The organism is Christiangramia gaetbulicola, assembly GCF_003054225.1.
Classification (GTDB): domain Bacteria; phylum Bacteroidota; class Bacteroidia; order Flavobacteriales; family Flavobacteriaceae; genus Christiangramia; species Christiangramia gaetbulicola.
The window spans coordinates 1,208,572-1,222,223 of record NZ_QBKQ01000001.1 but is presented as its reverse complement, the minus strand read 5'-3'; the positions used below and the strand labels follow the sequence as shown (position 1 = coordinate 1,222,223).

Below are 13,652 nucleotides of genomic sequence, written 5' to 3'. Positions count from 1 at the left end.
AAACGACTTAAAGAATATGGAAATCTTACAGGAAATACTGGTCTTTATCACCTTTTTATTCGCACTGGGATATATTATCACCAAGTTCGTTTGGAAACCTGCATTTCTAAGTGGTAAAAAGAAATCTGGATCCTGCGGAGTTTCAGATTGTGGATGCGGTGATTAATTACTTCTTTAAAGCTTGTGACACCATAAGCTGTAAACTGTATTCTTCCTCCCCTATTTTATATCCTGCTTCAGGATAAGGCATCACTACAACTTTCTTAATTACGAATTCTGAGTTTTTAAAAAATTCAGCTATTGAAATATCGGTTGAAGCCGTAACACTCGCATTTCCCGCTGAATAATTAGATCCAGTAATAACCTTTTCACCTTTGAATTTACCGTCCTGATAAAACTCTACAAGCACCTTAACTTCACCCGCCCAGATACAGGAAACTCTTTTAGGACATCTCGAATCTGAAATTATTTCCTTGAATTTGATCTCCTTATCGCCCAGTACCAGATTGTCTCCCTGGCAAAGAGTTGCCTCCTGCACGTTATATTTGGAAGGTACAGGATCCTGATTTCCAATTAAAACTGAATGGAACAGAACGAGAAAAAATAGAGCTATCTTCATGGTTGGCTTTATTATAAGGACGACCATTCCAATGAAGTGTTACAGGAAATATTATCCCAGCCCTACATCCAGGGTCATCATCACCATGAATCCGCCAATAAATCCCATGGTAGAAATATCTGTAAAGTTACCCTGCTGGGCTTCCGGAACCACTTCTTCCACAACCACAAAGATCATTGCTCCAGCAGCAAAACATAAGGCATAAGGAAGTATAGGCTGAAAAGTAAGTACAGCCCAGGCACCCAGAACAGCGGCCACGGGTTCCACGATAGCCGATAGTTGCCCGTAATTAAAACTTTTCCAACGACTAAGGCCCAATCTTCTTAAAGGCATGGCTACGGCGAAACCTTCAGGAAAATTCTGAAGTCCTATCCCAATCGCCAGAGCAACCGCCCCACCGATACTGGCGCCTTCAAATCCAGCAGCTACACCACCAAAAAGAACTCCTACCGCAAGACCTTCCGGAATATTGTGAAGCGTGATGGCAAGAGTTAATAAAACCGACTTATGCCAAGGTGTTTTTATACCTTCAGATTCGCTCATTTTGAAATTCACATGCAAGTGCGGTAACACTTTATCCAGTCCAAAAATAAAAAGAGCTCCTAAACCAAAACCAACTACTGCCGGAATCACCTTTACGAAACCTTCTCCTGGACTCATCTCAATTCCTGGAGCCAGAAGACTCCAGAAACTTGCTGCTACCATCACTCCACCGGTAAAACCAAGCATTCCATCAAAGAAAGCACGGTTCATCCCTTTAAATAGGAAAACCAGGGAGGCTCCTAATGCGGTAAGACCCCACGTAAAAAGTGTCGCCAGAAAAGCCGCAAAAACAGGATCCAGAGATTCAAAATAATCTAAAATAATATCCATTCTAAGTTGTTTTTATATATAAGTTCGCTGATATCTGGTTGGATATCCTTAATTCCTTTCCGTCCATCTTTATCAGCATGGACTGGTCAAAATCTTCTTTTTCTTTAACCTCTATCTCCTTACCAAGAGAAATATTGTTCTTGTCCAGGTATTGCAGGAACTCGGCTGAAGAATCTTTAACACCCACACAAATACCGATTTCTCCTTTTTTAAGTTCAGATAAAAGCACACGGTTGGCCACGGCAAAATTCCCTTTAGCATCTGGAATAGGATCTCCATGCGGGTCCCTTTTTGGGTATTCCAGGAATTTATCCAGTTCGTTGGTAAGCTTTTCAGACTTGATATGTTCCAGTTGCTCGGCAACTTCATGAACCTCATCCCAGTTAAAACCTAATTTTTCTACCAGAAAAACCTCCCAGAGGCGATGCTTTCTTATGACTTCTATCGCCGCATCCTTTCCCGCTTCACTCAGTTTAACTCCCTGATACCTTTTATAATTCACCAGGTCTTTATCAGACAGACGCTTAATCATATCGGTCACAGAAGAAGCCTTGGTCTGCATTTCTTCCGCGAGGGCGTTCGTACTAACTCCACTTTTATAAGCTGTTTCCAGATGAAAAATGGCCTTGAGATAATTTTCTTCAGATAAGCTGAACATGAATTAAATTTTAATTGCCCAAAAATACATTTTTAAATTTAATTAATCAATTTTTTAGATTAGCCTAAATTAATTTTATAGCTTTGCATAAAATAACTCTACGTGAAGCTTTTAGCAGGTATATTATTAAGTATTTTTTGTTCAACGGCGATAGCTCAGTCCACTGAAATCGAAGGACTGGTATCTCACAATGGCCGGGCAGTTCCATTTGCCAATATCTCTGTTTCAGGAACCAATCATGGCGCCAGTGCAGACCCTAATGGCAGGTTCTCTCTTAAGCTTAAATCTGAAAAAGCAGAACTTATTATCCAGGCGATCGGCTTTAAAACAAGAAAAATAAAGATTGATCCAAGGGATTATGAAGCAGAACTATTAACGATCCAAATGGAAGAGGATGCACTTGGACTGGACCAGGTAGTTATTAGTGCTACCAGGAACAGAATAGACCTAAAGCAGGCTCCGGTCATCGTTAACGTACTGAATTCGAAATTGTTCAATGCTACCCAGTCCGCTTCGGTTGCTGAAACTTTAAATTTTCAACCCGGAGTACGTGTGGAAACCAATTGCCAGAACTGCGGTTTTACCCAGGTTAGGCTAAACGGTCTTGACGGGAGTTACACCCAGATCCTCATAAACAGCCGGTCTGTGTTCAGCGCTTTGAACAGCGTATACGGGTTAGAACAGATCCCAACCTCTATTCTGGACCGGGTAGAAGTTGTCCGCAGTGGAGGATCTGCGCTATTCGGTTCAAACGCCATTGCCGGTACTATAAATATTATTACCAAAGAACCGGTCCTGAATACCTGGAATATCGCTAGTAATCTTTCTTTAATAGATGGCGAGATCCCCGATAGAACTTTAAATTTTGCAGGTTCGGTTGTAGCCGAAGATCTGAATAGTGGAGTTACTATTTATGGAATGAACAGAGATCGCTCGGCCTTCGATGCCAATGGCGATGGTTTTACCGAGATAACCGAACTTACCAATAACACGCTGGGTGCGAAAGCATTTTTTAAACCTGATGAACTTAGTAAACTGAGCCTTGATCTCACCGCACTAAAAGAATATAGAAAAGGCGGTGATCGCCTGGAACTCCCTCCTCACTTAACAGATATTACCGAACAACTGGATCATAATACATTTATAGGCGGACTTACCTACGACTTTTCAAACGTCGAAAGAACCAATAATTATTCTGTTTATGTTTCCGGTCAGCATACAGACCGAAAGAGTTATTATGGCGGCCTTGGTGGAGGCCGTACCGCACAGGATAGCATTTCTGCTTCTAATGCCTATGGGAATACAACTGATCTCGCATTACTGGGAGGTTTTCAGTTCACAAGAAATTTTGCCAACAATGACGTGCTTACCACAGGTGTAGAATATAATCATAGCAATACCGAAGATGATATAGCCGGTTATAATCGATATATAGATCAGAAAGTGAATTCTTATGCCGCTTTTGCCCAATATGAATGGAAACCCGTTGAAAATTTCACCGCTTTATTAGGAGCAAGGCTCGACCACATAAATATTACAGGGAATTACGCTGTAGAGGATATTTCCAGATTCTCCATTATCGATCAAACAGTTCTGAGCCCAAGGATCACCATACTTTATGACATAACCGAAGAATTACAGTTTAGAGGAGGCTATGCCAGAGGCTTCAGGGCACCGCAAGCCTTTAATGAAGACCTGCATATATCTTCGGTAGGTGGAGAACCTCAGTTCGTGATCTTATCGAACGATCTCGAAACTGAATATTCGAATGCCTACACGGCCTCTTTCAATTATTCTTTCAGCAAAAACAAACTACAAACAGATTTTCTTCTGGAAGGGTTCTTTACCGAACTTCAGGATCCATTCACTACCGTAAGTACTGGTGCAAGCCTCCCCAACGGTTCTATCCTGAAAGAAGTACGGAACGGAAGTGGAGCCTACGTAACGGGAACGAATTTTGAAATCGGTGTTTCTCCAAATTCAGATCTAACCTTTCAACTTGGTGGAACTTACCAGCGTTCTATCTATAAAGAAGACCAGATCCTATTTGAAGCAGACCCAAATTCAGGTTCAGAACAGGATATTATTATCTCTGAATTTGTAAGGAATCCTGATTTTTACGGCTACTTAAATGTTAACACCTCCCCTTTCGAAGGCTTTGCGGTTGACCTTACAGGAACTTATACCGGCAAAATGACCATTCCACGGGTGATCAATCCTAATGGAATGTTGGATTTAATAGAGTCCCCAACTTTTTGGGACATGAATATTAAGCTTAGTCAGCATATAGATATAACGGAGAATTTTCATATTAATCTAAGTACGGGTGTCCAGAATGTGTTCAATGAATACCAGGATGACTTTGACTCCGGCCCTACACGGGATTCAGATTTCATCTATGGACCATCGAGGCCCCGTACTTTTTTCTTTGGGATCAAGTTTGGAAATCTGCACGAATAGTTGCTGAAGCATGAATAGAACAATTCTCATAATATTCATCTGTCTTTCACAAGCTGTTCTGGGGCAACAGAAGGAGATCCAATGGATGGGATTTGAAGAACTGGAAGATTCGCTGCAGATAGAAAGCAGACCGGTATTTGTATATTTTTATACAGACTGGTGCGTGTACTGTAAAAAGATGGACAGGAATGCTTTTAAAGATCCCAAGATAGTTTCAAAACTGAATAAAGATTTTTATCCGGTAAAGATGAATGCTGAAAGCCTGGAAAAAATTGAATTCGACGGTCAGGTTTTTACCAACGAACAGGCCAGGATAAAACGAAACGGCATCCACCAGATTCCTCTAATTCTGGGGAGCAGGGATGATAGACCGATATCTTTTCCCGTTTTAATGGTTCTTGATGAAAATTTCAGGGTGAAAATTAAAAGTTACGATTACCTGACTTCAGAGAAAATGAAGCTATTGATTAATGGATAACTGTAGAATTTACTTCAAAACATAAAAGCCAAGTTTCTAAAGCCCTCGCTCTTTCTGTATCTGTTCGTATGCCTCCTGGACTTTAGTAAATTTCTCCTGAGCTCCTTTTCTATAAGCTTCATCCATATGCCCCAGTTTATCGGGGTGGTATTTTTTGGCCATTTTACGATAGGCTTTTTTCACTTCAGCATCAGTAGCAGATTTATCGATCTCCAGAATGGTATAGGCAGAGTCTGTGTTCTTAAAGAACATCGCTTTGATGCTTTCAAAATCTCGTCTTCCAATTTGAAGATAACCGGCAATCTCGCTTATTACTTCAGCTTCAGCTTCACTAACACGACCATCTGCCTGGGCAATTCCGAAGAGAAAATGAATGATCTGTAGACGGGTAGGATATTTTGTCCTCGCGGCCAGGTACCTGGCGATATTAGAAGCCGAAACCTGCCTGTTCTTTACCACCTCGTTAAAGGTTCTAAAAGTGGCATTGGCCCGCTCTTTTCCGTAGGCCTGGATAAAATAAGAACGTACATAATCCAGTTCCTGCTGGGAAACCTGTCCATCTGCTTTTATAACGATAGAGCTTAGAGATAAAAGATTCAATTCAAAATCACCCGGGGAAACGGTTTGCTTCTTCTCTCCCATCATGGAATTGAAGATGCCTCCAGAAGACCGGATATAATTATCCAGCAGGGAACCTATAATAAATCCAAGAATAGCGCCGGGAAACCTGAAGTACATATATCCCAGAACTGCGGCAAGCCATTTGATCATCGGGCAATTTTCTTTGCGGCTAAGATAACATTTTCAGTATTTAATTGGTAATCTAAGCCTATCTGTTCTTAGCTTCTGTCATAAATTGAACCTATTAGCACATAGTAATTTGAGATATGTAAGCTGAACTTAATTTGGTATCTTTGTGCCTCAATAAAGTTTAATAAAAAAATAGAATATATATGTATCCAGCAGAATTAGTAAAACCAATGAGAGAAGATCTTACCAATATTGGTTTTAAAGAATTACATACTGTAGAAGATGTTGAGAAGGCTATGGAACTAAAAGGAACTACTTTGGTAGTGGTGAATTCAGTTTGTGGTTGTGCTGCAGCGAATGCACGTCCGGGAGCAAGACTTTCTCTACAGAACGCTAAGAAACCAGATAACCTGGTAACTGTTTTTGCAGGTGTAGATAAAGAAGCTACAGAAAAAGCAAGAGATATGATGGTACCATTCCCTCCATCTTCTCCATCTATGGCTCTATTTAAAGACGGGGAACTGGTTCATATGCTAGAGCGTCACCACATTGAGGGACGTCCTGCAGATATGATCGCAGAGAACCTGATTGGAGCTTATAACGAATTTTGCTAATAAGTTTTAAATAGCAGATCAAACCACGCTTTACGCGTGGTTTTTTTATGCGCCTATTTTGAAATAGTTATTTTTGTACTTTTAATTTAAGATGAAAAGATTTTTCTCCTATCCCTTATCGGTCATATTCTATTTTTTCTTTTTTCTAAGTATGCTCATTTTTCATCCTATCCAGTGGATCTGTTTGAAAATTGGAGGTTACCAGGCGCACAAGAAAAGTGTAGATATTTTCAACTGGTTCTTACTGCGCAGCCTGAATATCCTGGGGACTACTTTTACCATAGAAAATGATCACGATATCCCGGTAGACAAGACCTGTATCTTTGTCTCTAATCACCAGGGAATGTATGACATCCCTCCTATTATCTGGTATTTTAGAAAGCATCATCCCAAATTCGTAAGCAAGAAAGAACTGGGACATGGAATCCCTAGTATATCCTTCAATCTAAGGCATGGAGGTTCTGTCTTGATAGACCGTAAGAATCGCCGGGAATCTTTATTGAAAATGAGTCAGTTTGGAGATTACCTGAAAGAAACCAAAAGATCTGCCGTGATATTTCCAGAAGGAACCCGCAGCAGAACCGGGGAGCCAAAGGAATTCCGGAAGAACGGACTGATGATGTTATTCAAAAAACTTCCAGATGCGGTCGTGGTGCCCATTACCATCAATAATTCCTGGAAACTTTTCAAACATGGGAATTATCCCATAGACCTTGGAGTGAATGTCAAATTGAAAACACATAAGCCCATTCCTGTTAATTCTGAAGATCCGGAAAGTCTTGCCGCTAAAGTGGAGCGAATCATTATTGCCGATATCATATAACTCTTATTTATGCTTGAAAATACGCTGATCGATAATACGATCAAATTCGTAAAAGAACGCCTTGCAAATGCTGAAGGAGGTCATGACTGGTTTCATATAAAAAGAGTGCTCAATAACTCCAGGTTAATAGCAGAAGGAGAAAATGCCAACCTTGAGATCGTTGAATTAGGTGCTCTACTGCATGATATCGCAGATTCAAAATTTCATGGTGGTGACGAGACCGTAGGCCCAAAAGTGGCTTCAGATTTTTTAAGATCTCAGGGAGCTTCAGGAGAAGTGATAGATCATGTTATTAAAATCATCGAAAATATCTCTTTCAAGGGTGGAAATGTAGACCAGAAATTCACTTCTCCCGAACTTGCTATCGTGCAGGATGCCGACCGGCTTGATGCCTTGGGAGCAATTGGTATTGCCCGTGCTTTTAATTATGGCGGCTTTAAGGACAGAGGACTTTATAATCCCAAGATAAAGCCGAATTTAAATATGACCAAGGAAGAGTATAAAGCATCGAATGCTCCAACCATCAATCACTTTTACGAAAAACTTCTCTTGCTAAAGGATCGTATGAATACAGAGACCGGTCGTAAGATTGCTGCAGACAGGCATGCCTTTATGGTGCAGTATCTTGACCAGTTCTATAAAGAATGGAATGGTGAAAAGTAAAAAGCCGATGCATTAGCATCAGCCTTTTAAATATAACAGGATTCAGAATATTTATCCCTTCACTTGTTCTAGCTTTTCATCTTTAAGATGTTCAGCGAAGAAGCCCATCATAGCTTTATAAAGATCCAGCCTGTTCTCTTCTTTCCCAAAACCGTGTCCTTCGTCATATTTCACCATATAAGGCACCTCAACACCACGCTCTCTAAGACTTTTAACTATCTGGTCTGCCTCGTCTATATTCACCCGGGGATCATTTGCTCCCTGCACTACAAATAGTGGCTTCTTTATTTTGTCCACATGCAAGGCAGGAGATATCTCGTCCATTATTTTTTTCTCTTCAGGAATATTTGGGTTGTACCAGATCTTGTAAAGGATCTCCCTGTATTTCTCCCAATATGGAGGAATGGTCTCCATAAAGGTATTCAGGTTGCTTACTCCAACGTAATCCACCCCGCAGGCATATTTTTCAGGGGTTTTGGTCATTCCACGTAAAACTGCGTAACCGCCATGGCTTCCCCCGTATATAGCGACTTTATCTTTATTTACCCATCCCTGGTTCACAACAAAATCAACACCATCCTCTACATCATCCATAGCCTTTCGTCCTATCTCACCAAAACCAGCTTTTAAGAACTTCTTACCGTAACCACCAGAAACTCTAAAATTAACATGCAAAGTTGCATACCCGCGACTGGCAAAAAGTTGTGCTTCTGGATTAAAGCCCCAGTTATCACGAATACCTTGAGGTCCACCGTGAGGATTCACTATAAGCGGTACTCTTTTACCGGCTTTATAGTCGTGAGGCAATGTAATATAACCGTGAAGGTCTAAACCGTCCCGACTCTTAAAACTAATTGGCTTCATGGAAGCCATATCTTCAGCCCTTAATTGAGGTAAAAGTTTGTATAGCAACTTCACCTCATCCTTCTCTACATCGTACAAATAATACTCTCCTATAATCTTATCGCCGTTAACAAGAACCATATATTGCGTTTCATCGTCTGTTTTTCCAACAGTGAAGAATTGCTTTTCGCCAAACTCCTTCTTTAAACGGGCATGGATCTTTTTATAAGTATCACTCACTGGGACGATCACTGTCTTTTCTCCGGTATACCTGAAATAGTCAATTTCATAGTCGCGCTTTCTGGAAAGCGATATCCCTGATACATCGAAAGTATCATTGCTGAATACAGTTTTTAGCCTTTTATTTTTCTTCAGGTCATAAAGCTGAATTTCGGTTTTATCACCCTCCAGATTAGATACTACATAGGCGTCATCAGGATTTTCAGAATTTGTATTAAAAGAGGAAATTCCAAAAGAGTCTCCAAATTCAGTAAGTTTAACCCTTTGAAATTCACCATCAATCTTATATAAAAGCTCAGTATTCACCCCATCTACCACACGCGTAATAGCGCGCAAGTTTCCTTTACGATCAAAATCGTAACCTGCGACGGGCGCATCACCCTCTTTAACAGTATAAAGCTTAGTGACCTCACCTGTATTTATATTCAGCCTATAAGGCTCTTCCTGTCCAGGATTATCCTTGTTCATTTGCACAATAACATGCTCCTCATCTTCCTTTAAGGTAGCGATGATATTCACTCTTACTCCATCGAAAGGAGTTAGATCGCTATCGTTTTCACCGTTAACATCTACGCCATATACATGGTAATTTTCATCTCCGCCCTTATCCTGAAGATATAAAATACGGTCCTTGGTTGACCAGTAGAATCCACGTATCAAATCCTCTCCTTGTTTTTTAAGCAAACTTTCCTTCTGGGTGGCTGTTTCCTTTATGTAGATATCTCGCTCTCCAGAATCCCTACGTTTCATATAAGCAATATATTTTCCATCTGGAGACAGCTGAAAGGAATAAGCTTCGGGAGTTTTAAAATAATCCTCTACAGAATATTTATAATCTCCGGTCTCTAAGGCTTCAAGCTTTTCCAGTTCGACTGTAGTAGATGGCAATGATGTGTTTCCCGGTTTTTTCTTCACAGTTTTCTCTAGGTTTAAGGGATATTCTTTCCCCATTTGGTTATACGTTCCTTTAATACTACCATTTTCAAATGTCCCTGTATAAGTCATTTGTAACTTGGCAGACTTAATTGTTACGTCCTTATCCTGCAAAACTACCGAATCGAGCTTGAATCCCGAAGCTCCCTGGGCAGGAACATCTAAAGTTGCTGTATAACCATTATCTGTTGGTGTAAAGTTGAAAACTAATTCCATTTGCATACCCTGAATTTCAAGGTTTCCTTTATAGGAGCCCTTTAATTCCTGTGCCTCCAGCGATGTTACGAAAAGCATTAGAATCAATGCCGTCACGTATTTTAAAAGTGATATCATAGTGTTTAATTTAAAATAAGAGTTTAATGAATAAGTAAATAGTAATGCCGAATATGACGCCGATAGCCGCCTTAATAATTTTTATGCGCTTTGCTGTGTCTATCTTCATCTGGTTATTATTAGATATTTCCGGTTTCGAGTAAACAACCTTCTTTGAACTTTACAGGTTTTTGTTGGTCTGAATTTTTGAAATGAAAAGTGATCAGGTCTAGAGAATCATAATTTTCAATATCTCTTTTCAGCATATCATTTAGGCGTATTGCTTCATGTTCTACAGAAAGAGGAAAAGCGCAATTTTCAAGAATGAAACTGGCTTTAGAATTACTGAAGCCGTCCTCCACATTGAACTGAATTCCCACAGAACTTACATCTGAACTTACAATTTCACAATTGCAATTCTTCTGAAGTTTGGTTTCGATCGCGTTTACCAATTTATTATTGGCCATGACACCCTGGGCAACTCCAAATCCAAAAGTGAGTCCGATTGAACCGGAAATTATCATAATGAAGATTAGCTTTACTGGTTTTTTTAATTTCATAATTGAAATATTTAATAGTTGATTTCCAGAACCAAATCTGCAACACTAAATTCCATTTAAAAAGAAAAGACGACCCAGTTTTAGAAATTTGGGGAACAGAAAATACCCTGTAAAGCCCCGCTAAAAGAGCCCCTTCAGGGAAACGGATTAGATTGAAAAGGTGGGGGGATCCTCCAACCCTATTTTTATAAATTTAGGGCTTGATCATCTTCTTCAGGCAATATTCTTGATCTCTTTAATGTAAAAGGATGGATTTAAACCGGTATTAAGTTTAAAGTATTTACTGAAGGAATCGGCGCTTTTATAACCTACCTCCTCGGCTATAGATTGTATGGAATAGGAACGAAAGATCACATCGTTCTTTAACCTAACGATCGCATAATTTATTCGCAGATCATTGATATAAGTATTGAAGTTTTTGCCGAAATGTGAATTAACCACCTTGGAAAGGTAGGAGGTATTGGTATTAATCTTCCTGGCAACATTGTAAGAATTACAATCCTGTCTTAAGAAATATTCTTTTTCTTCCAGCTTTTTGAGACCCTGCAGAATATTTTGTTTAGTCTCTTCAGGTACATCATTACTGCTTTTCTCTTCTAATACCTGATCTTTTGAATCAGTAATCCGTTCTAACTCATTATTATTTTCGATTTTCTGCAACAAGGCTTCAAATTTCTCTTCGTTCTTTTTCTTATTTCTGTAAAAACGAAGCAACACAGCCAATAATAAAAGCACAATGATCGAGGCTCCAAGAAAAAGATAATTTAAGTGGGCTTGTGTTAGGTTCTTTTCCTGCTTAATCGTAGATAACTCGTTTTTGAAATCCTCTACTTCCTTAAGTTTTAAAGATTGGTTTACCGTGTCCTTGATTTTATTAAACTGGGCTACAGTGTTTATATACTTTTCAAGATAAAAATTAGATTTTTCTATATCTCCGGTATGTTTATATGCTTTGGCTAAAAGCTTGTAATAATCATCCATAAACCCCTCTTCGCCTTCTTTGACTTGATAAATATCGATCGCGTCCTGAATATACCTTTGGGCTTTTTTATATTCTTTTTTTGCAAGATAAACCTCCCCTAAGTCCTTATAAAATACAAGGGTATCACCTTTAGAGGAAGGCTGGCATAACTTAAATGCTTTTTTTAGATTATTCTCTGCGTTTGAGAGATCATTATTAAGCAATTGAATGTTTGCTTTACTTCTTAGAAAATATTTTCTTCGGCAGGAGTCCTTTTCCTTTTGAGTTAATTTTAAAGCCTTTTCGATATAATAGGAAGCAGAGTCTCCCTTCTTTATATCGGTAAAAGTTAATGATAGATAATAATAGCTTTGTGCATTAGCCTTTTCTAACTCTATAGCTTCGAAATCTGAATCATCTAAAACATCTAAACTTTTGTTATAAATATCTATAGCCTCAGTATGATCTCCAATAGAGGATCTAATATATCCTATTTGAAGCAGTAACTTATGCTGAATCTTTTTATCTTTTATTTCTTCTGAAATAGCAAGGGCCTCATTATAAATATCCAAAGCTTTTCCCAATAGACCCTGATAAAAATAAGCCACGCCAATTCGAAATAAAGAACTAACAGTTTGAGGTGCTAATTCATGTTGGGAAGAAAAATTTCTTAAGGGCTTTAAGGAGTCCTGTGCTCTATCAAAATTTCTATCCCAGATAGAAGCTTCGATAAATAAGCTTTTAGCTGCAAATTGCTGCTCAATATTTCGCTCCTTTTCGGCTTTCCTGAGGTAATAATTTATAAGATCAAAGTTGATTTCCTCTTTTTCTAATCCTCCTATTAACGTTCTGAGCTCATCATAAGTCTTAGTTTCTAAAGAATCTTTTTGAGCAATTAGATTAAAAGAAATGAATAAGCAAAGAAGCAAAGCAAGTTTGAAAAATCTCATAGAATTATTAAAATCCCCCAGATTTTGAAGGACGCTAAATATACCTAATTAAAAATTAAAGCAACTTCTATTTTACCTCCTGGCATTCAGGACAAAAATAGGTGCTCCTTCCTCCTACTTTTATCATTTCAATTTTTCCTTTTCCGTTAGGGCAGTCTTCTTCTTCGTTTCTGTGCCTTCGTAAATATGAATCTGGAACCGGAACGCCCTCAGTTTTACATTTAGTGACCGTATCCAATATGTCGACCATGTTTTTATACATTTTGTCCAGGTCCTTTTTATTCAGGTTCTCCGATTTTGTTTTGGGATGAATGCCACTTTGAAACAACATTTCGTCTACATATAAATTCCCGAGCCCGGCAATAAAAGACTGATCCATTAAAGCGGTTTTCACACTTCCTTTTTTCTTTTCGAATAACTTATGGAAATCGGCTTTTTTAAGCTCGGTAGCATGTGGACCTAAATTCTGTTGTTTCCTGAAAGCCCCGATACTTTCAGTTAGAAAAAGCTTCCCGAATTTCCTGGGGCAAACAAAAGACAGTTTACCTCCATTTTCGAAAATCAAGGTCAATTGCGCATGTTTCTGGATCTCATTATGCTGGAAATAGTCCAGCTTACCGGTCATTCCAAAGTGTATTACCAGAAAGCCTTTATCCTTTAGTTCCATTAAAAGGTATTTACCAATCTGATGGCTGGCAACAAATTCATTTCCCGTAAGGACTTCTTCAAAATCCTTTTTCGGGGACTGAAAGATCTTATCTGCACCCAGATCAACCTTCACTATTTTTTGGTGCAGGCTAGTAGAATCTACATACAACTTCTGATAGGCGACCTCTGGTAACTCGGGCATAATTTTTTGTTTTTAGAATTTCCTGAATTATAATTTTTGAAGTTATTGAAAATTTCAGTTTTTGA

General features: G+C 39.0%; 14 protein-coding genes. 6 read left to right on the top strand and 8 right to left on the bottom strand.

The features are described from left to right. Positions 1-16 precede the first annotated feature (16 nt). Positions 17-166 carry a FeoB-associated Cys-rich membrane protein gene (locus tag C8P64_RS16435; protein WP_146167182.1) on the top strand — a complete coding sequence of 50 codons (150 nt, stop codon included), beginning with the start codon at positions 17-19 and terminating at the stop codon, positions 164-166. Here the strand turns inward: C8P64_RS16435 and C8P64_RS05585 are convergent, their stop codons facing one another. The 3 genes from C8P64_RS05585 to C8P64_RS05575 are packed head-to-tail and all read right to left on the bottom strand — an operon-like array spanning position 167 to position 2,150. Further along, positions 167-619, bottom strand: a complete 453-nt coding sequence (locus C8P64_RS05585) for a hypothetical protein (RefSeq protein WP_146167181.1) — start codon at positions 617-619, stop codon at positions 167-169. It abuts the gene before it with no gap. Between the two features lie 51 nt (positions 620-670). Next, positions 671-1,492 carry a ZIP family metal transporter gene (locus tag C8P64_RS05580; RefSeq protein ID WP_108171034.1) on the bottom strand — a complete coding sequence of 274 codons (822 nt, stop codon included), beginning with the start codon at positions 1,490-1,492 and terminating at the stop codon, positions 671-673. Position 1,493: 1 nt separating this feature from the next. Then, a complete protein-coding gene (locus tag C8P64_RS05575; RefSeq protein ID WP_108171033.1) occupies positions 1,494-2,150 on the bottom strand; it encodes a metal-dependent transcriptional regulator in 657 nt (218 codons plus the stop codon). Between the two features lie 102 nt (positions 2,151-2,252). On the opposite strand from C8P64_RS05575, the gene C8P64_RS05570 reads away from it, so the two are divergent. Then, positions 2,253-4,610 carry a TonB-dependent receptor gene (locus tag C8P64_RS05570; protein ID WP_108171032.1) on the top strand — a complete coding sequence of 786 codons (2,358 nt, stop codon included), beginning with the start codon at positions 2,253-2,255 and terminating at the stop codon, positions 4,608-4,610. Between the two features lie 10 nt (positions 4,611-4,620). Continuing rightward, the gene (locus C8P64_RS05565) at positions 4,621-5,088 is read left to right on the top strand and encodes a thioredoxin family protein (RefSeq protein WP_108171031.1); all 468 of its coding nucleotides are present in this window, start codon (positions 4,621-4,623) and stop codon (positions 5,086-5,088) included. Between the two features lie 36 nt (positions 5,089-5,124). Here C8P64_RS05565 and C8P64_RS05560 read toward each other — a convergent pair whose 3' ends face one another. Further along, a complete protein-coding gene (locus tag C8P64_RS05560; RefSeq protein ID WP_108171030.1) occupies positions 5,125-5,859 on the bottom strand; it encodes a TerB family tellurite resistance protein in 735 nt (244 codons plus the stop codon). 182 nt (positions 5,860-6,041) lie between these two features. Between C8P64_RS05560 and C8P64_RS05555 the strand changes: the two genes are divergently transcribed. From C8P64_RS05555 to C8P64_RS05545, 3 genes are all read left to right on the top strand, one after another. Continuing rightward, complete coding sequence (locus C8P64_RS05555) at positions 6,042-6,452, top strand: BrxA/BrxB family bacilliredoxin (protein ID WP_108171029.1); 411 nt, start codon at positions 6,042-6,044, stop codon at positions 6,450-6,452. A gap of 91 nt (positions 6,453-6,543) precedes the next feature. Continuing rightward, complete coding sequence (locus C8P64_RS05550) at positions 6,544-7,275, top strand: lysophospholipid acyltransferase family protein (protein WP_108171028.1); 732 nt, start codon at positions 6,544-6,546, stop codon at positions 7,273-7,275. Positions 7,276-7,284: 9 nt separating this feature from the next. After that, positions 7,285-7,938, top strand: coding sequence for an HD domain-containing protein (locus tag C8P64_RS05545; RefSeq protein WP_108171027.1), 654 nt, complete (start codon positions 7,285-7,287; stop codon positions 7,936-7,938). 51 nt (positions 7,939-7,989) lie between these two features. Here the strand turns inward: C8P64_RS05545 and C8P64_RS05540 are convergent, their stop codons facing one another. The 4 genes from C8P64_RS05540 to C8P64_RS05525 form a co-directional block, all read right to left on the bottom strand. Next, a complete protein-coding gene (locus C8P64_RS05540; protein WP_108171026.1) occupies positions 7,990-10,287 on the bottom strand; it encodes an alpha/beta hydrolase family protein in 2,298 nt (765 codons plus the stop codon). A gap of 119 nt (positions 10,288-10,406) precedes the next feature. Further along, the gene (locus C8P64_RS05535) at positions 10,407-10,826 is read right to left on the bottom strand and encodes a hypothetical protein (protein WP_108171025.1); all 420 of its coding nucleotides are present in this window, start codon (positions 10,824-10,826) and stop codon (positions 10,407-10,409) included. Between the two features lie 213 nt (positions 10,827-11,039). Beyond that, on the bottom strand, positions 11,040-12,737 hold the full coding sequence (locus C8P64_RS05530) for a tetratricopeptide repeat protein (protein ID WP_108171024.1): 1,698 nt from the start codon (positions 12,735-12,737) through the stop codon (positions 11,040-11,042). 67 nt (positions 12,738-12,804) lie between these two features. Further along, positions 12,805-13,587, bottom strand: a complete 783-nt coding sequence (locus tag C8P64_RS05525) for an Fpg/Nei family DNA glycosylase (RefSeq protein ID WP_108171023.1) — start codon at positions 13,585-13,587, stop codon at positions 12,805-12,807. Positions 13,588-13,652 lie beyond the last annotated feature (65 nt).